Origin of the sequence: Streptomyces cellostaticus, assembly GCF_001513965.1 — a bacterium.
Lineage (GTDB): Bacteria > Actinomycetota > Actinomycetes > Streptomycetales > Streptomycetaceae > Streptomyces > Streptomyces cellostaticus.
In genome coordinates, this window is record NZ_KQ948022.1 from 64,087 (window position 1) to 84,242 (window position 20,156).

Annotated in this window: 18 protein-coding genes and 3 pseudogenes; 15 read left to right on the forward strand and 6 right to left on the reverse strand. The window is 72.4% G+C overall.

Annotated elements, in window-relative coordinates; genetic code table 11:
- Nucleotides 1-361 precede the first annotated feature (361 nt).
- The 4 genes from AQI88_RS16995 to AQI88_RS17010 all read left to right on the forward strand — a co-directional run bounded on the left by AQI88_RS16995 (nt 362) and on the right by AQI88_RS17010 (nt 3,705).
- Nucleotides 362-1,765 (forward strand): glycoside hydrolase family 43 protein, encoded by a 1,404-nt coding sequence (locus AQI88_RS16995; protein ID WP_066999334.1) that lies wholly within the window; start codon nt 362-364, stop codon nt 1,763-1,765.
- A 40-nt stretch (nt 1,766-1,805) separates the two neighbouring features.
- Entirely contained in the window at nt 1,806-2,132 is a 327-nt protein-coding gene (locus AQI88_RS17000) for a hypothetical protein (RefSeq protein ID WP_159050350.1), read from the forward strand.
- A 184-nt stretch (nt 2,133-2,316) separates the two neighbouring features.
- The gene (locus AQI88_RS17005; RefSeq protein WP_066999340.1) at nt 2,317-2,928 is read left to right on the forward strand and encodes a hypothetical protein; all 612 of its coding nucleotides are present in this window, start codon (nt 2,317-2,319) and stop codon (nt 2,926-2,928) included.
- A 111-nt stretch (nt 2,929-3,039) separates the two neighbouring features.
- Nucleotides 3,040-3,705: a class F sortase gene (locus tag AQI88_RS17010; RefSeq protein WP_066999343.1), complete on the forward strand. Its 666-nt coding sequence runs from the start codon at nt 3,040-3,042 to the stop codon at nt 3,703-3,705.
- Nucleotides 3,706-3,727: 22 nt separating this feature from the next.
- Here the strand turns inward: AQI88_RS17010 and AQI88_RS17015 are convergent, their stop codons facing one another.
- From AQI88_RS17015 to AQI88_RS17025, 3 genes are all read right to left on the reverse strand, one after another.
- Nucleotides 3,728-4,915 (reverse strand): GDSL-type esterase/lipase family protein, encoded by a 1,188-nt coding sequence (locus AQI88_RS17015; RefSeq protein ID WP_066999346.1) that lies wholly within the window; start codon nt 4,913-4,915, stop codon nt 3,728-3,730.
- A gap of 29 nt (nt 4,916-4,944) precedes the next feature.
- Nucleotides 4,945-5,514, reverse strand: a complete 570-nt coding sequence (locus tag AQI88_RS17020) for a TetR/AcrR family transcriptional regulator (protein WP_066999348.1) — start codon at nt 5,512-5,514, stop codon at nt 4,945-4,947.
- Between the two features lie 97 nt (nt 5,515-5,611).
- Nucleotides 5,612-5,953 (reverse strand): substrate-binding domain-containing protein, encoded by a 342-nt coding sequence (locus AQI88_RS17025; RefSeq protein WP_079057620.1) that lies wholly within the window; start codon nt 5,951-5,953, stop codon nt 5,612-5,614.
- Nucleotides 5,954-6,312: 359 nt separating this feature from the next.
- On the opposite strand from AQI88_RS17025, the gene AQI88_RS17030 reads away from it, so the two are divergent.
- Together AQI88_RS17030 and AQI88_RS17035 are read left to right on the forward strand one after the other, a co-directional pair.
- Nucleotides 6,313-7,266, forward strand: a complete 954-nt coding sequence (locus AQI88_RS17030; protein ID WP_066999351.1) for a LysR family transcriptional regulator — start codon at nt 6,313-6,315, stop codon at nt 7,264-7,266.
- A 148-nt stretch (nt 7,267-7,414) separates the two neighbouring features.
- Entirely contained in the window at nt 7,415-9,352 is a 1,938-nt protein-coding gene (locus AQI88_RS17035; protein WP_066999354.1) for a collagenase, read from the forward strand.
- Nucleotides 9,353-9,424: 72 nt separating this feature from the next.
- Here AQI88_RS17035 and AQI88_RS17040 read toward each other — a convergent pair whose 3' ends face one another.
- Complete coding sequence (locus AQI88_RS17040) at nt 9,425-10,870, reverse strand: glyceraldehyde-3-phosphate dehydrogenase (protein WP_066999357.1); 1,446 nt, start codon at nt 10,868-10,870, stop codon at nt 9,425-9,427.
- A gap of 238 nt (nt 10,871-11,108) precedes the next feature.
- Here AQI88_RS17040 and AQI88_RS17045 point away from each other — a divergent pair, with 238 nt between their 5' ends.
- Together AQI88_RS17045 and AQI88_RS17050 are read left to right on the forward strand one after the other, a co-directional pair.
- A complete protein-coding gene (locus AQI88_RS17045) occupies nt 11,109-12,317 on the forward strand; it encodes a hypothetical protein (protein WP_066999360.1) in 1,209 nt (402 codons plus the stop codon).
- Nucleotides 12,318-12,387: 70 nt separating this feature from the next.
- Nucleotides 12,388-13,080, forward strand: coding sequence for an alpha/beta fold hydrolase (locus tag AQI88_RS17050; protein ID WP_079057642.1), 693 nt, complete (start codon nt 12,388-12,390; stop codon nt 13,078-13,080).
- Nucleotides 13,081-13,099: 19 nt separating this feature from the next.
- Here AQI88_RS17050 and AQI88_RS17055 read toward each other — a convergent pair.
- Nucleotides 13,100-14,034: pseudogene (locus tag AQI88_RS17055) on the reverse strand (DUF4253 domain-containing protein).
- On the opposite strand from AQI88_RS17055, the gene AQI88_RS45950 reads away from it, so the two are divergent.
- The 6 genes and pseudogenes from AQI88_RS45950 to AQI88_RS47720 form a co-directional block, all read left to right on the forward strand.
- On the forward strand, nt 13,919-14,554 hold the full coding sequence (locus tag AQI88_RS45950) for a DUF998 domain-containing protein (RefSeq protein ID WP_159050351.1): 636 nt from the start codon (nt 13,919-13,921) through the stop codon (nt 14,552-14,554). The pseudogene AQI88_RS17055 and the gene AQI88_RS45950 sit on opposite strands and share 116 nt — an antisense overlap.
- A 38-nt stretch (nt 14,555-14,592) precedes the next feature.
- Nucleotides 14,593-14,913, forward strand: a complete 321-nt coding sequence (locus tag AQI88_RS17065) for a hypothetical protein (RefSeq protein WP_066999369.1) — start codon at nt 14,593-14,595, stop codon at nt 14,911-14,913.
- Between the two features lie 104 nt (nt 14,914-15,017).
- On the forward strand, nt 15,018-15,848 hold the full coding sequence (locus tag AQI88_RS17070) for a PP2C family protein-serine/threonine phosphatase (RefSeq protein ID WP_066999372.1): 831 nt from the start codon (nt 15,018-15,020) through the stop codon (nt 15,846-15,848).
- A gap of 50 nt (nt 15,849-15,898) precedes the next feature.
- Nucleotides 15,899-16,915: an MASE1 domain-containing protein gene (locus tag AQI88_RS17075; protein ID WP_208615813.1), complete on the forward strand. Its 1,017-nt coding sequence runs from the start codon at nt 15,899-15,901 to the stop codon at nt 16,913-16,915.
- A gap of 143 nt (nt 16,916-17,058) precedes the next feature.
- Nucleotides 17,059-18,450, forward strand: a complete 1,392-nt coding sequence (gene selA, locus AQI88_RS17080; protein ID WP_066999377.1) for an L-seryl-tRNA(Sec) selenium transferase — start codon at nt 17,059-17,061, stop codon at nt 18,448-18,450.
- A gap of 5 nt (nt 18,451-18,455) precedes the next feature.
- Nucleotides 18,456-18,926 (forward strand): annotated as a pseudogene (locus AQI88_RS47720) (GTP-binding protein); the annotation flags it as partial.
- 54 nt (nt 18,927-18,980) lie between these two features.
- Here AQI88_RS47720 and AQI88_RS47725 read toward each other — a convergent pair.
- Nucleotides 18,981-19,535 carry a hypothetical protein gene (locus AQI88_RS47725; protein ID WP_244184179.1) on the reverse strand — a complete coding sequence of 185 codons (555 nt, stop codon included), beginning with the start codon at nt 19,533-19,535 and terminating at the stop codon, nt 18,981-18,983.
- Nucleotides 19,536-19,607: 72 nt separating this feature from the next.
- On the opposite strand from AQI88_RS47725, the pseudogene AQI88_RS47730 reads away from it, so the two are divergent.
- Nucleotides 19,608-20,150 (forward strand): annotated as a pseudogene (locus AQI88_RS47730) (selenocysteine-specific translation elongation factor); the annotation flags it as partial.
- Nucleotides 20,151-20,156 lie beyond the last annotated feature (6 nt).

The window sequence follows — 20,156 nt, forward strand, 5'->3', positions numbered from 1 at the left end:
CCGGGCCGAGCGCCTCGGCGAGCCCGGTGCCCAGCCCGAACACACCGAGGTACTGGCAGCAGACGGCGAGGAAGGCGAACCCTGTACGGCGGTGGGCGCGCCCGCCGGCGGCGGGGGAGTCGATACCCAGGGGAGCGACCGGTGGCAGCAGCGCCGGCAGGGTCGCACCGGTCCGCCAGATGGCCGACCGCGATGCCCAGCGCCAGTGCGACGCACCTTGCGAGAAGTGATCCCTGTTTTTACGGATCCCCCGTCGACTGCTGTCACAAGCGTTGACGCGTCCCCCATGCGCCTCTACGTTCTGACCGACTTACCGAACTCCGTTCGAAATACCGACAGTTGAAGCATCCTGGGAGACCACATGCGCGCAACCCCCCACCACGACGGCCCGCCCTCTCGCCGGCTGTTCCTCGGCATGGCCGCAGCCGTGCCGCTGGCCGCCGCCACCGACCTCACCCTGGGTGCCCGCCCCGCCCACGCAGCGGACTCCGCCTATGTCATGGGGTACTTCACCGAGTCACCGAACGGCACCGGCACCGACTACGGCCTCCACCTCGCCGTCAGCACGGACGCACTGCGCTGGATGCCGCTGAACCAGAACAACCCCGTCGTCACGCCGACCGAGGGCGCCGGCGGCCTGCGCGACCCGTTCATCCTGCGCAAGCAGAACGGCGCCTTCGTCGTGCTCGCCACCGACCTCAAGGGCACCGACTGGAGCTACGTCAGCCAGTACATCCACGTCTGGGACTCCGCCGACCTGCGCACCTTCACCAACTACCGCCGTCTGAAGCTGCACGACATGAACACCCACAGCTGGGCCCCGGAGGCCTTCTGGGACGCGGGCCGCGGACAGTACGGCATCATCTACTCGTCCGTGAACTCCAGCGGACACAACGTGATCATGGTGAACTACACCAGCGACTTCCAGACCGTCTCCGCCCCGCAGGTCTTCTTCGACCCCGGCTACGACGTCATCGACGGCGATCTGGCCGTAGACGTGAACGGCGTCAACTACCTCTACTTCAAGAGCAGTTCGGCGCAGGCCCTGGTCGGAGCCAAGTCCACCTCGCTCGATCCCGGCAGCTTCACCGTCTTCAGCACGCCCGTCAGGCACGGCGGCACCGAGGCCCCCATCCTCGTCAAGTCCCAGACCTCCGGAACCTGGTGGCTCTGGGGAGACACCTACACCCCGAACGGCGTCTTCTACGCCTGGCAGAGCACCGACCTCGCGGCCGGTACCTGGACCGCCCTCGACCAGCGCACGTACACCCAGCCGGTCAACTCCAAGCACGGCACCATCCAGCCCCTCACCACCGCCGAGTACACCAACCTCGTGGCCAAGTGGGGCGCACCCGCGTGGAACCGGATCAAGTCCTACAACCACCCCGACCGTTACGTCCGCCACGCCGACTTCGTCGGTCGCATCGACGCCTACCCCTTCGACCCGTACACCGACTCCCGGTGGAAGCTCGTCCCCGGCCTGGCCGACGGCTCCGGCGTCTCCTTCCAGTCGGTGAACTACCCGACCCGCTACCTGCGGCACTACGCCTACCAGCTGCGCCTCGACGTCAACGACGGCACCTCGGCGTTCGCCCAGGACGCCACCTTCCACCAGACCGCGGGCCTCGCCGACGCCGGCTGGACGTCCTTCCGCTCGCACAACTACCCCACCCGGTACATCAGGCATGCGGACTATGTCCTGCGCATCGACCCGATCTCCACGGCCACGGACCAGGCGGACGCTACGTTCTTCATCGGCTACTGAGTCCGCCGGGCCGCCCCTGCCGGTCCCGGTGCGGTCCGGCGTGCCCTCGGCGTCCGTCCCGCTGCCGTGGGCCGTCGTGACCTGGGTCCCCGGCGACCGGCCGACCGTTCCCCGGCCACGTGCGGCGACGATGTCGCCGACCGGCCGGCCGGGTTCCTCGGCGGCATGCACACCGGAGGCGGCGCACTCGCCCCGCCCGGTGTCACCGCGGGCAGCCTGGCCCGAGGACGCGAGCGCACACTTCCTCCAGGCGTACGGGCAGGTCGACGAGCCGATGGTCCGGCGGGCGCGCGGCTGGGCCGTGCTGCGCAGCCTCTCCCTGCTGTGCATCGGCCGGGTTGTCGCCGCATGGCGTGCTTCCGGGTGACGCCGGATTGGCCCGGACGGGGGGTCCTTCGGCGTGTCGCTGGGACATACGGGTGGCGCGGTGACACGGCTGGGCCGCCCGGATGGTGCGGCGAGGGGGCCTGACTGACGGTGGTTCATGTCGAGGCCGGGTCCATTCAGCTGATGACGTATCCGCTGCCCGGCCACGGCGGAAGGACACCGACATGCGTTCTGCCCGCCTTCTTCTTGCCACGGCGGCGGCCTCCGCCGCCCTGGCCTTCGCCGCACCCGGCGCCGCGTTCGCCGTAGCCGCCGGGAACGACGGAGGCCGGGACGACTCCTCGCACAGCAGGGGACACGACAGCGATTCCGGCCGGGACCACGACAGCGACTCCGGCCGGGACCACGACAAGGGCTCCGGGAGGGACCACGACAACGACTACAGCACCGAACGCGACGACGACAGCAGCCACGACGGGCCGCGCGGCGGAATGCACACGGGCGGCGGTGCGCTCGCCGCGGTGCGGGGCGACGACTGGGACTCGGACAGCGACGACAGCAGGTTCGACCCCGAGACCTACCGGGACAAGGGCAAGGGCAAGGGCGAGAGCAAGGGCAAGGAGGACGACGAGGACGACGAAGGGGACAACGGGCGCGAGAAGGACGGATGGGGTGGTGGTGGCGACGAGCACGGCAAGCCGCGCGGCGGCATGCACACCGGAGGCGGCGCCCTGGCCACGCCCGGTGTCACCGCGGGCGGCCTGGCCGTACTCGCCGTAGGCGCCACCGGCATGTACGCGCTGCGCCGCAGGAAGGGCACCGAGCCGGCGTCCTGACCGGACTTCCACAGTCCAGGGGATGCGGCCGTCGCCGGCGCGCACCGTGCCGGCGGCCCGCCCCCTGCCACCGATCCCTGTTGCTGCCGTGCCCGAGTGAGGTGGTGTCCGATGGCAGCAGATCCCTCCTCCGCACCCCCCGAGCCGGCGCCGCACGAGCAGAATGCCCGCCTCGGCGGACGGCTGACCCTGTGGGGAGTGGCGATCGTGGTCGTCGCCGTCAGCGTGTTCGGCGGCCCTCACGGGGCCGACGACCCCGGGGGCCCGTCCCGTGCCTCGGGCGCGAGCGCCGCCCGGACGGACCCGCACGAGACCGGCCAGGCGCTGCCCCACTCCACGCCCGTGCGGCTGCTCATCCCGAAGATCGGCGTGGACGCCCCCTTCACCGCCCTCACCATCGCTGCCTCGGGCCACCTGGAGCCCCCGCCCGCTGCCAACACCAATCTCGTCGGCTGGTACGCCGAGGGCGCCTCGCCCGGCGAGACGGGCACCGCGATCATCGCCGGGCATGTCGACACGGTGACCTCCGCTGCGGTCTTCGCCGGCCTCGACCGACTGGAGCGCGGTGACCGGTTCTCCGTCGACCGGGCCGACGGGCACAGGGCGGACTTCGTCGTGGACGACATGGAGACGTTCGCGAAGGACGACTTCCCCAGCAAGCGGGTGTACGCCGACACATCGCGCCCCGAGGTACGGCTCATCACCTGCGCGGGGGACTACGACCACTCGGTCAGGGACTACACCGAGAACCTGGTGGTCTTCGCCCACCTCGTGTGATCCCTCTGCCGGCCCGTACGGCTCAGCCGGAGCCGTTCGCGAAGGGGCCGCCCGGGGCGAAGGCCAGCGCGGCGAAGCGCTCGCCGATCCGGCGGTGCGCGGCGGCGTCCGGGTGGAGGTCGTCGGGCAGCGGCAGTTCGGCGAAGTCGGCCTCACCGTAGAGGTCACGGCCGTCGAGGTGGTACAGATGCGGGTCCTCGGCGGCCCGCTCGCGCACGATCCGGGCCAGCTCCTCCCGGATGACGCCCAGGGTGAGCTTCCCGTAGGCCCGTTCCGCCGGGTCCCCGGCGGCCCGGAACCGCAGCCGCCCCGCACTCAGTGCGCCGAGGTCCGGGGCGCTGGGGCCCGGTGTGTCCTCGTGGATGGGGCACAGGATCGGCGAGACCACGAGCAGCGGAGTGCCGGGGTGGCCTTCGCGCACGGTGTCGAGGAAGCCGTGGACGGCGGGTCCGAAGGCGCGCAGCCGCATCAGGTCGGTGTTGACCAGGTTGATGCCGAGCTTGACGCTGATCAGGTCGGCAGGCGTGTCGCGCAGCGCGCGAGCGGTGAACGGGTCGAGGAGTGCACTGCCGCCGAGGCCCAGGTTGATCAGCTCCACCCCGCCGAGCGAGGCGGCGAGCGCCGGCCAGGTGGTGGTGGGACTCGCGGCGTCGGAGCCGTGGCTGATCGAACTGCCGTGGTGCAGCCACACCGTGCGGCCCTGGTCCGGCACAGGCTCGACGGGCGCGTCGGTGCGCAGGGCGACCAGTTCGGTGGTCTCGTTGTGCGGCAGCCAGATCTCGACGTCCTTGGCCTCGGCGGGCAGGCCGGTGAAGCGCACGGTGGCGACCGGGCCGGGCCGGTGCTCGACGGTTCCGGTGGCCATGTCGATCGTCAGGGTGGCGCCGCCGGTGACGCAGGCGCGGCCGGCCGGGCGCCCGTCGACGAGCAGGTCGTACACGCCGTCCGGGCGCGGCGGGGCGCCGACGTAGACCCGCTTGGTCGCCAGCGTGTCGAGTTCGACGGCGGTGGCCCGGGAGCGGAAGACCAGGCGCACGCCGGAGGGCTGGGACTCGGCCATGTGCAGCTGCGGGTCGGCGCACTGGGCGCGGGCCCGGGCGGGCAGCCGGTGCGGCAGCAGCCCACGCTCGGTGCGTTCCAGATCGAGGGCGCCGCGGATGAGGCCGGCGGTGAGGGGCGTCGTGATCCAGCCGTGTCGGGTGGGAGACATGGTGCGAACCTGTCGGTCGGGGTGCGGGGTCAGGGCGTCGGCCAGTTGCGCAGCAGCGCGTCGAGGGCGTCGAGGATCCGGTTCCACGACTCCTGGGAATCGGGGGCGCTGTGGCTGAACCCGCCGGCCGTCTCCAGGCTGACGTAGCCGTGGAACACGCTGCCCAGCAGCCGGACCGCATGGGTCTCGTCGGGTTCGGTCAGGTCGTAGCCGCGCAGGATCGCCCGGGTCATCTGCGCGTGCCGGCCGCCGGCGCTCGCGGCGGCGGCCGTCGGGTCCAGCCGGAACCGGGCCGCCTCGTAACGGCCCGGGTGCTCCCGGGCGTAGTCGCGGTAGACGTCGGCGAAGGCGCTGAGGGCGTCCTTGCCGGCCCGGCCGGCCAGTGCGTCGGCGGCGCGGTCGGCGAGTTCCTCCAGGGCGAGCAGGGCGATCCCGGTCTTCAGGTCCTGGGAGTTCTTCAGGTGCGAGTACAGGCTGGCGACCTTGACGTCGAACCGGCGGGCCAGTGCGGACACCGTCACCTGGTCGAAGCCGACCTCGTCGGCCAGCTCTGCTCCCGCACGGACGAGACGCTCCGTGGTCAGACCTGCGCGCACCATAAGCTTCCTCCTGTGGGCCGAAAGGCATTATGTGTTTTCCTAAAGTCTTTAGGCAAGTGCGAGAGTGTTGTAGCCAGGTCCGGGAGAGAAGCAGGTGTCAGCCGCCCGTCGACTCGCGGATCACCAGGGCGAACGGGCCGACGAACTCCTCCTGGTCGGGTGGCGGCCCGGCCCGTTCGATGCGCGCGGCCAGGAGGGCGACCGCCCGTTCGGCCATCAGGTCGTGGTCCGGATCCACCGTGGACAGCGAGGGAACGAGGAACGCGCTCTCGTCGACGTTGTCGAAGCCGATCACCTTGACCTGCCCGGGCACCCGCACCCCCGCATCGGCCAGGCCGCGCAGCGCGCCCATCGCCACGGTGTCCGTCACACAGAACACGCCGTCGAAGCCGAGCCCGTCCGCCGCCATCGCCCGGGCCCGCCGGGCGGCGGCCGCCATGGTGAGCGACGGCAGGCAGGTCGCCCGGGTTCATGGGGCGAGCTCGGTCCAGGTCCGCATCGGCCGGACGCTGCGGCGCGGCCCGTATGTGCTCGCCGTCCCCGGCAACGGCGACGGCCCATCTGGAGCCCCAGTGCCTCACCGCCGAGGATCTGGCCCTACTCGACTCCGTGCAGCGGCAGGCGGACGGAGGGTGACCGCCCGGACCTGGCGGGCAGGCGACTTGTGCCTGCGGGGGCACAATGGAACGCTTCCGTCCGCCGGTCGCGACCACGACCGGCCGTGGCGGTGAGCACCGGTTTCCCGGGAGACGCACGATCTCCCGGGACCGGCCGTGGGACGAAACGGGGAGTGGACCGATGGAGCTGGAGCTTCGGCACCTGCGGGTGCTGTGCGCGATCGCCGACGCGGGCAGCGTGGGCCGCGCCGCAGCACACCTCGGGTACTCGCAGCCCGCCGTGAGTACCCAGCTCAGGCGCATCGAGCGCCATCTGGGCGAGCCGCTGTTCGAACGGAGCGCGAGCGGCATGCGGCCGACCCGGTACGGCGCCGAGGTCGTCGCGCAGGCCCGGGACGTCCTGGCCCGCGCCGACGCCATCGGCCACCGCCCGGCCGCCGCTCCGGCCCGCCGTACCATGCGCGTCGCCGCGACCAACTCACCGATGCTCTCGGGCACGGTCTCCCGCGTACGCACCCGGCTGCCGGAACTGTCCCTCGCCGTGACCAGCGTCTACGCCTCCTCGCGGATCGTGGAGCTGCTGGAGGAGGGGGCGGTGGACGCGGCCATAGCCGCCGACTACCCGGGCATGGAACTGCGCCACTCGATCGCTGTACGGCACCGCGGGATCGTCACCGAGCCCACGTTCGTCGCCCTGCCCGCGCGCCACCGGCTGCGCCAGTGCGCCCAGGTGCAGCTGGCCGACCTGGCCGAGGACGAGTGGTTCGTGACCCCGGACGACGGCGCCGGCTGGCCCGGGGTGTTCTACGACGCCTGCGCGGTGGCCGGGTTCACCCCCGTCGCCGTGCACGAGTTCCTCGGCGACCAGACCCAGTTGCAGAGCATGATCGCCGACGGGCTCGGTGTCTCCCTCGTGCAGCCGACGCTGCGCCCGATGCCGCACGTCGTGGTCAAGCCGCTGGCCGGTGCCCCGCTGTGGTGCCGTTATGTGCTGGTCTGGCGACCCGGCACCGTCACCGACGACGTGGTGGACACGCTGCTCCAAGCGGCCACCGACGCCTACCGCGATCTGGTCGCCCAGGCACCGCACTTGAAGACCTGGGCCGCGCGCACCTGGAGTGCCGCCGGGGCATAGCGAGCCGCCCGGGACGGGCCCACGATGTTATGGGCCATCAGTGTCATGTGCTATGTCACACGCCATTGTTGCGCGGGTGATGCGCTGAGACAGTGCCTCACACGCCTCAACACCCCACCGAGGCGCATCCCTTCGTGGAGGAATCCCGATGCGCTATCGCTTCGCGCTGCCCAGACGCATGGCCGGTGCCGCCGCCGTCTGCGTCACCATGGCCGGCCTGCTGTCGACACCGGCGCTGGCCTCGCCCCAGCCGTATGCCGGTACGGGCGCCCCCGCCCCCGCCAGGCACATCCCCGCGCCACCGCCGTCCGGCCCGGCCACCGGCGCCACCGAACGGCCGGCGGCGCAGACGCGGCGGCTCAGCCCCGCCCAGCTCCCGCCCCACGCACCGTTGTCGACCCGCAGCATGGAAACGAGCCCGCGTGGCGCGGCGAAGGCGGCCTCCTGCACCCCGGCCGACTTCGGCAGCCGCAGCGGATCCACCCTCGTCTCGTTCGTGAAGGCCGCCACCACGGACTGCGTCAACACCCTCTTCTCGGTCACCGGCAATGACGCCCACGATGTCTTCCGCCAGTCCCAGATGCTGACGATCGCGGGGGCGTTCAAGAGCACCGCCGGTCAGTACCGCGGTGACAACTCCGGCAGCCTGCTGCAACTGGTCCTCTTCCTGCGGGCCGGCTACTACGTGCAGTTCAACCACCCCGGCGACGTGGGCACGTACACCTCCCGCCTCACCAGCGCCGTCACCGGCGGACTGGACACCTTCTTCGCCCGGTCCCACTCCCAGGACGTCACGGCGGCCAACGGCGGCATCCTCGGCGAGACGGTCATCCTCACCGACAGCGCCGACCAGCAAGGCCGCTACCTGTCTGTCTACCGGCGCCTGCTGAACGCCTACGACAGCTCGTACAACTCGATCGACAGCATGGTCAGGGCCGTCAACGACGTCTACACCCCGCTGTGGCGCGGCAACTGGAACCCCGGCTACGTGAAGGCGGTCGCCGCCGACCCGCGCATCACCGAGAGCCTGTACGACTTCGCGGTGGACAACACGGACCTGCTCGGCACCGACCAGGGCTACCTGGACTCCAACGCGGGGATGAACCTGGCCCGCTACGTCGAACATCCTGAACTGCAGGCGGCCGTACGCCCGTTGACCAAGGACCTGCTGGACCAGTCGGAGATGACCGGCCCGACGGCCGGGCTGTGGGTGGCCGTGGCCACGCAGGCGAACTCCTACGACGGTACCCAGTGCGCGTACTACGACGTCTGCGACCTGCCCGCCAAGCTCACCGAGGCCGCCCTGCCGACCACCCACCACTGCGACGCGGCGCACACCATCCGCGCCCAGTCCCTGACCGCCGACGACCTCGCTGCCGCGTGTGCCAGCGTGCTGAACCAGGACACCTACTTCCGGGGCATCGTCAAGGCCGGCGGCGCGATACCCGGCCAGTACGTCTCGACCATCCAGCTGGTCGTCTTCGCCAGCCGCGCCGACTACCAGACCTACGCCGGCGCGATCTGGGGCGTCAGCACCGACAACGGCGGCATCACGCTGGACGGCAACCCCTCCGACCCGGGCAACCAGCCGACGTCGATCATGTACCAGAAGAACTACGACGACGGCTTCGTGGCCCGGATCTGGAACCTCAACCACGAGTACACGCACTTCCTCGACGGTCGCGACGACATGAAGGGCGACTTCACCCAGCAGATCTCGGTGCCGGACATCTGGTGGATCGAGGGCCTCGCGGAGTACGTGTCCTACAGCTACCGGAACCTCGCCGACGACCAGGCGATCCAGGAGGCCGGCAAGCACACCTACAAGCTGAGCACCCTGTGGCAGAGCACGTACGACAACAGCGACGTGACCCGCACCTACCCGTGGGGCTACCTCGCCGTGCGTTACATGGCCGAGAACCACCCCGACGACATCCAGCGCATGCTCGACCGCTTCCGCGTCGGTGACTACACCGGCGGACACGCCGTCTACCAGGACGGCATCGGCACCCGCTACGACGCCGACTTCGACCAGTGGCTCACGGCGTGCGCCGCGGGCGCCTGCGCCAAGCCCACCCGGGCCTGACCGCCCGCGCCCGAGCGAAACGGCCGCCGACCGGAACCCCGGTCGGCGGCCGTACGCCTGCGCGGATGCCCGTCAGACCGCGGTCGACGGGTACGTCGGGTACTCGACGCCCGAGACGTGCTGGACGACCCGGACGACCTGGCAGGAGTAGCCGAACTCGTTGTCGTACCAGAGGTAGAGGATGGCGTTGTCCCCCTCGACCTTGAGCGCGCCGGCGTCCACGATCGAGGCGTGGCGCGAGCCGATGAAGTCGCTGGAGACCGCGTCGGGCGCCGTGGTGAAGTCGATCTGGCGCTTGAGCGGCGAGGTCAGCGACACGTTCCGCAGGTAGTCGTGGACGTCTTCGCGGGTGGTCTCGCGGGCCAGCTGGAGGTTGAGGATCGCGATCGACACGTCCGGCACCGGTACGCGGATCGAGCTGCCGGTGATCTTCGCCTGGAGGTCGGGCAGCGCCTTCGCGACGGCCGAAGCGGCACCGGTCTCGGTGATCACCATGTTCAGCGGCGCGGAGCGGCCACGGCGCTCGGACTTGTGGTAGTTGTCCAGCAGGTTCTGGTCGTTGGTGAACGAGTGCACCGTCTCCACGTGGCCGCGCAGCACGCCGTACTCGTCGTCCATGGCCTTCAGCGGCGGGACGATCGCGTTGGTGGTGCAGGAGGCGCAGGACAGGATCTGCTCGTCCGGCTTGATCGTGTCGTGGTTGACGCCGTGCACGATGTTCGGGACGTCGCCCTTGCCCGGCGCGGTCAGGACGACCTTGTCGATACCGGGGCGCAGGTGCTTGGACAGGCCCTCGCGGTCGCGCCACTTGCCGGTGTTGTCGATGAGGATGGCGTCCCGGATGCCGTACTCGGTGTAGTCCACGTGAGACGGGTCGTCGGCGTAGATCACCTTGATCGCGTTGCCGTTGGCCACGATCGTGCTGCTGTCCTCGTCCACGGTGATCGTGCCGTGGAACTGGCCGTGGATGGAGTCGCGGCGCAGCAGCGAGGCGCGCTTGACGATGTCCTGATCGCCGCCGCCGCGCACCACGATGGCGCGCAGGCGCAGGCCGTTGCCGGAGCCGGCCTTCTCGATCAGCAGGCGGGCGACGAGGCGGCCGATGCGGCCGAAGCCGTAGAGGACGACGTCGCGCGACTCGCGGCGCTCGATCTTGTTGGCGCCCGTGGCACCGGCGACGGCCTCGGCGGTGAACTCGGCCACGCTCAGACCGCGGTCGTCGGCCTGGTAGGTGGCCGCCAGCATGCCGAGGTCGATCTGGGAGGGCCCGAGGTCGAGGGTGGTAAGGGCCTGGAGGAACGGCATGGTCTCGGTGACCGACAGCTCCTCGCCGGCGATCTGCCGGGCGAAGCGGTGCGTCTTCAGGATGCTGACCACCGACTTGTTCACCAAGGAGCGGCTGTGCAGCAGGACGGTCACGTCCCGCTCGCGGTGCAGCTTCCCGATGAGCGGGATCATCGACTCCGCGATTTCCTCGCGGTGCATCCAGTTGGTGAACGAGTCGTCGTTGACAGTCACAGATCTATCTTTCGAGCTAGGCAGCGCTCATATGGTAACCACACCCTACGTCGGTCGTTCCGGTGCCCCGGGGCGGGGGTGGATGGAGGGGTAATTTGCCCGAATTTAGGCTCCAGTTCGGAACTGATTCACCCTGATTTCAGAAGTAGGTTGCCGTGATTCCTGAATCAGGGTGGAAGATCGTAAGAAAGCCGGGTTGCGGATTGCGTGCCCTCACCCGCATGACCAAGGTCAGAGGGTGAGCACGTCTTCCGTACCCCGTCCCGAGCCGGCCGCGCCGTCCGGTCCCCTCCGCCGCTCCGCGCTGCCCGAGGCCGTCCGGCCCCGGCGCCCGCAGGGTGCCCTGCCGGCCCTCGCGCTGTTCGCGGCCGTCCGGCTCGCCGGAGTCGTCGTGGTGATCGTCACCAACCACCTCAACGGACACCCGCTGGTCCGCAGCCTGGCCCACTCCTGGGACTCCCGCTGGTACCTGCACATCGCCGCCCACGGCTACGGACACCTCATCTGGATCACCCCGACCGGCGGGGTGCAGGCCGACTGGGCGTTCTTTCCGCTCTATCCCGGACTCATCCGGGCCCTGACCACGGTCCTCCCGCTCACCCCCGGCCAGGCCGCGCTGCTGATCGCCTGGGCCGCCGCGGGGGTGGCCGCGTACGGGCTCTACGTCCTCGGCCACCACCTCTACGGGCGTGCCGTCGCCACCGCCCTGGTCGGCCTGTGGGCCGTCCTGCCGCACTCCGTCGAACTGACCATCGCGTACACCGAGTCGCTCTTCGCCGCGCTCGCCGTCTGGTCCCTGTACTGCGTGCTCAAGGGCCGCTGGCTGTGGGCCGGTTCGCTGGCCGCGCTGGCGGGCCTGTCCCGGCCGACCGGGTTCGCGGTGGCGGTGGCCGTCGGCGTCGCCGCCGCGTACGAGGTGTTGCGCCGGCGCGGCCGGGTGCCGGCGGGCCTGTGGGCCGGCGCCCTCATCGCCGCGCTGGGCTGGCTCGGCTATGTGCTCTGGGTGGGGCAGCAGACCGGCGACCTGCTGGGGGGCTACCTCAAGGTCCAGAGCGCCTGGGCCTCCCGCTTCGACTTCGGCGCCGGTGCCCTGCGCTTCCTCAGGGCGCTGTTCCTGCACGGCGGCGGCGTCGTCTACCCGGTGGCCCTGATGATCGTCGTGGTGAGCGTCGTGTTCTTCGGGCTGCTCTGCCTGGACCGCGCCCCGCTGGTCCTGGTGGTCTTCGCCGGGGTGCTGGTCCTGCTCGTGGTCGGGGGCTCCGGCTCGTTCTCGTCCAAGCCGCGCTTCCTGCTGCCCGTCTTCCCGCTGCTGATCCCGACGGCGCGGGCCTTCGCCCGTACCTGGCGGGTCCGGCCGGCCCAGGCGCTGCTCGTCGGCGGGGCCCTGGCCGTCGTATCCCTGCTGTACGGGGCGTATGTGACGGTGGTGGCCTACTCCCCGCTGTGAGCCGTGCGGGTGGATCCGGCCTCGGTTCAAGGGAAAGATCGTGCAGAGTCCGGACGAGAGAGGCGTGTCGATGAAGCTGCACACCCGCGAGTGGGGGACCGGAGACCGGATCGCCGTCCTGGTACACGGCATCATGTCCGACCACAGGACCTGGCGCCGGGTCGCACCGGCCCTGGCCGACAAGGGTTACCGGGTCATCGCCGTGGACCTGCGCGGGCACGGAGCGAGCGGCCGGGGGGAGTACGGCGCCGAGACCTGGGCGGACGATCTCGTGGAAACCCTGCCGCACGGCCCCGAGCTGGCGCTCGGGCACTCGCTCGGCGCCATGGCCCTGGCCCTCGCCGTCGAGCGGCTGGCACCGGGCCGGGCCGTCTACTGCGACCCCGCCTGGGAGCTGAGGCAGGACATCGCCCTGGTCGCCCGCTCCTTCGCGGAGGCCAAGCACGTCAACCGCGCGGTCATCGAGCACTTCAACCCGCGGTGGGAAGAGGCCGACGTGGACGTCGAGCTGGCCACGCTCGCCGCCTGGGACCCCGCGACGGCCCACGCCCTCCCCGGGGTCTACGCGGTCGGCCGGACCCCGGCGCGCCCGGTGGTGCCCTCGCTGGTCCTGCTGGCCGACCCGAGCGGCCTCGTATCCCCGGAACTTGAGGGGCAGTTGACGCAGCGGGGTTTCGCGGCCCGCAGGGTCCCGGGGGCCGGGCACACCCTGTACCGGGACGACTTCGAGGGATTCATGACGGCGCTGGACGGCTGGGTCTGAGGGCAGGTCCGAGGCGTCCTCAGTCCCACCAGAAGTACCAGGTGCCGGCGAGCAACTGGGTCGCGGCCAGCTCCTCCAGGCTGCCGACGCCCTGGTCGACGATGACGGAGCAATAGGCTAGTGCTCCAGGGCGGCGGTGGCCACGCCGTGCGCTGTACGTGGGCGTCTGGTGACCAGCAGTTCCAGCAACTGGCTCTCCAGGGTGACCAGTTCGGCGCCGTACCGCTCGTGGAAGTGGCGCAGCACCGCCTGGTGCTGCCGGCCCGTCATGCCGTCATTGCAGGCACCCGGCCAGTTGAGCAGGGCCGGCACGTCGCAGCCGTGGTCGGCCCGGACGAGACAGAGGACGGTGTGCTCCTGGCGGAGGGCCGCTATACAGGTGCCGCCCACCCGGTCGAGGTCCACCTCGGCCGTGATGTGGCCGGCCAGCCGGCGGGCCGGGGTGCCGAACGGGTCCTCGTCCGCCGGGGTCCGCGCATCCGGGGCGCGCAGCTGCTGCTCGTCCTCGCGGGCCCACCGGGTGAGCAGCGCGCGCCCGTCCGGCAGCGGCGCATCCGCCTGGCCGTCCGGCTCCGCGTACACCGGTGCGCCGTCGGCCGCCACGGCGGCCCGGCGCAGCGGGGGCAGCACGAGGTCCGTACCGGAACAGAGCCGCTGCAGCTCGGAGATCGCCATCGCCATGCGGCCAACGTACCGGGAGGGTCCGACAACGCGACCGGGCGCCCGTGAGGGGCGCTGGGGAAAGCCCCACCCGGGTCCGGGGGGCTGCCGCAGTGCCCCGGCGCCCCGCCACATGATCGGCTGTACGCACAGGAGCCGATCGAGGGAAGGCGGACGCGTGCGGTATCGGTGGGGGTGTGCGGCGTGGGTCGTGGGTGTGGTGCAGTTCTTCGTGATCCACGGCATCGCCGAGTCGGCGTGGGCGAGGCCGTACAGCTGGGCGCGCAACAACATCAGCGACCTGGGCAACGCGCACTGCGCCTGGCAGCCGGATCCCGAGCCGCGTTACATCTGCTCGCCCCAGCACGCGCTGATGAACACCTCGTTCGTCGCCCTCGGCGTGCTGTTGGCCGCCGGTGTCGCGCTGACCGGTCCCCTGTGGCGGCGCGGTGCGGCCGCGGCCGTGTCACGGTGGCTGCTGGCCGGCGCCGGGGCGGGGTTCGTGCTGGCCGGGCTGGCGCCCGCGGACGTGCACGAGAACCAGCACGTCCTGGGCGCCCTGCTGATCATGGCCACGGGCAATCTCGGCCTGCTGTCGGCCGGCGCCGGTCTGGATCTGCCGGGGCACCTGCGGTGGGCGACCGCACTGCTGGGCGCCACCGCCCTCACCGCCTTCGGGCTCTTGCTCTCCCGGCACTACCTCGGGCTCGGCATGGGCGGCATGGAACGGGTCGCCGCGTTCCCGCTCCTGGTGGGGGCGGCGGCCCTCGGTGTCCGTGGCCTGGTCCTGCGCGGTGCTGTGCCAAGGCCATGAATCGGGGTAGGCGGGGAGGGGCCGAGGAAAGGATCGCCATGACGACCTACGTCATCACCGTGCCCGGCACCTTCACCACGGGAGTCGGGGCCGGCACCCGGGCGCGGCTGAGCCGGGCGCTCGGGCCGGCCGATCCGCACACCACGCGGATGGGGAACGCCGAGGACCTGGACGTGCTCAACGTCAACGAGGACAACACCTTCACCCTCCGCCTGACCGTCGAGGCGGACACCGGCCCCCACGCCGAGGAGGAGGCCCGGCGCCTCGCGGACGGTGCCCTGCGCGGCGCGGGACTGGACGAGAGGACGGCGCCGCTGGGACCCGCCGTGATCACCGGCATCGATGCGGAGCCCGGCTGACCAGGCGTGTCACCGCAGGCGCTCCCCCCTGGGGCAGGATCACCCTATAAAGGTAAAATCGAGGCGTTTGCCCAGACGGGCCACCGCCCAGCCGGAAGTGATCGATGCCCCGCAAACGCTCCACGGACGACGGCGACGAGCTGCTGGCCAGACTCGGTTCGCTCACCGCCCAGGCACGCGAGCGCGCGGAGCTGCAGCGCACCCAGGTCGAGCTGGCCATCGCCCTGCAGCGCGGCATGCTGCCCCCGGACCTGCCCACCGCCCCCGGCCTTCACCTGGCGGTGCGGTACGCGCCCGCCTGCTACGGCCTCAACGTCGGCGGCGACTGGTACGACGCCTTCACCATGCCCGACGGCCGCATCGGGCTGTCCATCGGTGACGTACAGGGCCACAACATCGAGGCGGCCGCCTTCATGGGCCAGGTCCGGGCCGGGCTGCGGGCCCTCGCCTCCGTCACCAGCGAGCCGGGCGAACTGCTCGCCCGGACCAACGAGCTGCTGGTCTCCCTCGGCAGCGAGCTGTTCGCCACCTGCACCTTCATGCGGCTCGACCCGGCCACGGGCGTACTGGAGAGCGCACGGGCCGGGCACATCCCCTTCGTCTGGGCCACGGCCGACGGAAAGTCCGGTGTCGTGGACGACGAGGGGGGGCCGCCGCTCGGCATCGAGAGGGGGATGGAGTACCCCGTGACCCGGCACCGGCTCACCACGGGCGGAGTGTTCGTCCTGCTCACCGACGGCGTGGTGGAGGGCCCGTCGCTGAGCATCGAGGACGGGCTGGACCAGGTGGTGCGGCTCGCGGGCATCGCGGCCGTCGCCGGCCTGGAGGCGCACGCGCTGGCCGCGGCCGTGATCAAGGGCGCCGAGAGCGTGGGACACGAGGACGACGCCGCCGTCCTCGTCGTGGGCCTCGACGGGCCCGCGGTTCAGCCATAGAGCCGGACGGGACGCCGCTCGCCTCGCCGACGGCGGGCCGTCGGTGTGAGATGGCTGCTGTGGTGGCTTACCAGGATCTGCACCGGCGAGGCGGCTACGCCGTCCAGGTGCTGGCCGTCGCCGCCTGCTACTACGGCGCGGCGCGGCTCGGACTCCTGCGCCGGCTCGTCGTCGAGGGCTCCGTGTTCACCCCCATCTGGCCGCCGACCGGCGTCGCCGTGGCCGCCCTGCTGGTCTTCGGGCTGGGCTGCTGGCCGGGCGTCGCGCTCGGGGCGTTCGTCACCGTCCTGTACCTCACCAGCAGCCCCAGCCCCGACATGCTCGGCTTCGTGTTCGGCAACACCGCCGCACCCCTGTGCGCGGCACTGCTGCTGCACCGGACCGGTTTCCGTACCGACCTCGGCCGGTTGCGCGACGGCCTCGCCCTGGTGTTCCTGGGCGCGCTGACCGCCATGCTGATCAGCTCGACCATCGGCGTGGGCCTCCTCGTCCTCACCGACAAGCTGCCCGCACACAGCTTCTGGGTCGTCTGGCTGGCCTGGTGGGTGGGCGACGCGATGGGGGTCCTGATCGTGACGCCGCTCCTGCTGTTGCTGCACAAGACCCGCCGGCCGCCGCCCCTGAAGCGCTGGAAGGAGGCCGCCGTGCTGGCCGCCGCGGCCTGCTGCGTGGTGCCGCTGGCCGCCTTCAGCTCCGTCAGCCTGCTGTTCCTCGTCTACCCGCTCATCATCTGGGCCGCCCTGCGCTTCCAGCTCGCGGGCGGCATGCTCTGCGCGCTGCTGACGTCCGTGCTGGCCACCGTCGCCGCGACGGACCGCGTAGGTGCCTTCGCGGGGCTGAGCCGGATCGAGGTCATGGCGAAACTCCAGGCCTTCAACGGTGCGATGGCCCTGACCGCGTTGCTGCTGTCCGCGGTGATCACCGAGCAGCGCAACACCAGGCGCTCCGTGGAGCAGGCCTGTCAGGAACTGGTCGAGGTGCTGGAGCACCTCACCGCGGGCGAGGCCCCGCCGCCCCGGCCGCGGACCGGCCCCGACGACCGGCCGTGGCAGAGCGACGCCCCGTGAGACGACGGGGCCGGGTGACCGCACCGGCGCGGGCGTGGCGCCGAACCGTGGTCGCGGCGTGTCGGCCGGCCGGCCCGGAGCACTGGGAGACGATGGGCGATACCCGCACGGGTACGGGGTCGGGCCGGAGGGACACGGGCGGCATGGAACAGCGGGCGGTACCGGACAGGGAAGACCGGCACACCGGGACGGCCGGGCCCGCCTCCGGCGATCCGGCACGGCACCCGGACGGCACCGACGCACGGCGCCGGATCCCGCGCACCGACGTGCTCCTGCGCGACCCCCGGCTGGCCGCGGCGGCGCACCGGCTCGGAGAGCGCGTGGTCAAGAGCGCGATCCGGCAGGCACAGGACCGGGCCCGCGAGGGGACCATCCCACCGGAACGCGTACCCGACACCGCCCTCGCCCTGGTGCCCGGCACGGCGGGCGGACTGCGCCCGGTGATCAACGCCACCGGGGTGCTGCTCCACACCAACCTCGGCCGGGCCCCGCTGTCGCCCGCGGCCCGGCAGGCGGTGGTGGCAGCCGCCGGTCCCACCGACGTCGAGCTCGACCTGGCGACGGGCGCGCGGGCCCGCCGAGGCCGCTCCGCCCTGGCCGCGCTGTGCGCCCGCGTGCCGTCGGCCGGGGACGTCCATGTCGTCAACAACGGCGCCGCCGCACTCGTCCTGGCCGCCACCGCGCTCGCGGCCGGCAAGGAGATCGTCATCAGCCGCGGGGAGATGGTGGAGATCGGGGACGGTTTCCGCCTGCCCGACCTGCTCGTCTCGACCGGCGCCCGGCTCCGCGAGGTCGGCACGACCAACCGGGCCACCACCGCCGACTACGCCGCCGCCCTCGGCCCGGAGACCGGCTTCGTCCTGAAGGTGCACCCTTCCAACTTCCGCATCACCGGCTTCACCCGCGCGGCCGAGGCCGCCGAGCTGGCCGGGCTGGGTGTCCCGGTCGTCGTCGACATCGGCTCCGGACTGCTCGCCCCGCACCCCGCACTGCCCGCGGAACCCGACGCCGACACCCAGCTGCGGGCCGGGGCCGCCCTCGTCACCGCGAGCGGCGACAAACTGCTCGGCGGACCCCAGTGCGGGCTCATGCTGGGCCGCGAGGAGCTGATCCACACCCTGTCCCGGCACCCGCTGGCCCGCGCCCTGCGCGTCGACAAGCTGACCCTGGCCGCCCTTCAGGCCACGCTCACCGGACCGCCCACTCCTACCGCCACCGGCCTCACCGCCGACCCGGCCGGACTCAGGGACCGGGCCGGCCGGCTCGCCACCGCGCTGAGCGCCGACGGCGTCGACGCACGGGCCGTCGAGAGCGCCGCCACGGTCGGCGGGGGAGGCGCACCCGGCGTCACACTGCCCAGCGCGGCGTTGTCCCTGCCCGAGCCGTACGCCGCGGCGCTGCGCACCGGCCGGATCCCCGTGGTCGGCCGCCTGGAGGCGGGGCGCTGCCTGCTCGACCTGCGGGCCGTCGCGCCGGAGGACGACGAGCGGCTGGCCGAGGCCGTACGGGCCGTACGGCCCGGCGCCAGGCGGTAGGCGGGATGCGGGTCCTCGCCACCGCCGGGCACGTCGACCACGGCAAGTCCGCCCTGGTGCGGGCGCTCACCGGCATGGAGCCCGACCGCCACGAGGAGGAGCGCCGCCGAGGACTCACCCTCGACCTCGGCTTCGTGTGGACGAGACTCGGCGCCGACGGCGAACACCTCGCCTTCGTGGACGTACCCGGGCACGAGCGGTTCGTCGCCACCATGCTGGCCGGTGTCGGGCCCGTGCCCGCCGTGCTGTTCGTGGTCGCCGCCGACCAGGGCTGGCAGCCGCAGTCCCAGGAACACCTGGCCGTCCTGGACGCGCTCGGCGTCCGGCACGCCGTCCTCGCCGTGACCCGCGGCGACCTCGCCGACCCCGAACCCGTGCGCGCGGACGCCGTGCAGCGCCTGGCCGCCACCTCGCTGGGCACGGTGCCGTCCGTCGCGGTGAGCGCCGTCACCGGCGCCGGACTGGACGAACTGCGCCGTGAACTGGCTCTGCTGGCCGAGGAGTTGCCTGTCCCGGCGGCCGACGCCGACCTACGCCTGTGGCTGGACCGGGCGTTCACCGTGCGCGGTCACGGCACCGTGGTGACCGGCACCCTCGGCGCGGGCACGCTGCGCGTCGGCGACCGGCTGGTCACCGGGGGCGGCCCGGCCGTGCTCCGGGTGCGCGGGCTGCAGAGCCTGCGCGAGGAGCGGACGGAGGTGAGCGGGGTGGCCCGCGTCGCCGTCAACGTGCACGGTCCGGCCGTCGGCGATCTGCGGCGCGGGCAGGTGCTGCTGACCCCGGACCGCTGGCTGCACACCGACGTGATCGACGCCCGGATCACCGGGGAGCCGGTCGCCGACCTGCCCCGCTCGCTGACCCTGCACCTCGGCACCGCCGCCGTCCCGGTGACCGTCCGCCCGCTCGGCGAGGACATCGCCCGGCTCACCCTGCACCGGACGCTGCCGCTGCGGATCGGCGACCGCGCGGTGCTGCGCGAACCGGGCGGCAGCCGCGTGCCCCGCGGTGTCACCGTCCTCGACGTGCGGCCGCCCCGGCTGACCCGGCGCGGCGCCGCCCGGGCCCGCGCGGCGGAGCTGGCCCACCTGACCGGCCGCCCCGACGGCGCCGCCGAGCTGCGCCGCCGCAAGCTGATCCGGCGCGCCGACCTGCTGGCCATGGGCGCCCCGCCCCCGGCGGAGCCCGTCACCGGCGACTGGCTGGCCGACGAGACCTACTGGACGGCCCTGCGGGACCGGCTGGCCTCCGAAGTCTCACGGCATGCCCGGGAGCACCCACTGGAGCCCGGTCTGCCCGCCGAGGCGGCCCGCCACCTCCTCGGTCTGCCCGACCGCACCCTGGTCGACGCGCTCGCCCGGGCCACGCCCCGACTCCGCAGCAGCCAGGGCCGGTTGTACGGCGCCGACACCCTGCGGCCCACTCTGCCCCCGCCCGTCCGGGCGGCCGTGGACGCGGTACGCCGGGACCTGGCCCGTACGCCGTTCCGCGCGCCCGAGGCTGACCGGCTGGCCCGACTGGGCCTCACCCGCAAGGCGTTGGCCGCCGCCGTGTCGGCCGGGGCCCTGCTGCGGATCGCCGACGGGATCGTACTGCTGCCCGGAGCGGACGCCGAGGCCGCCGACGTTCTGCGCCGCCTGCCGCAGCCGTTCACGCCGAGCGAGGCACGGCGGGCGCTGGACACCACCCGCAGGGTGGCCGTGCCGCTG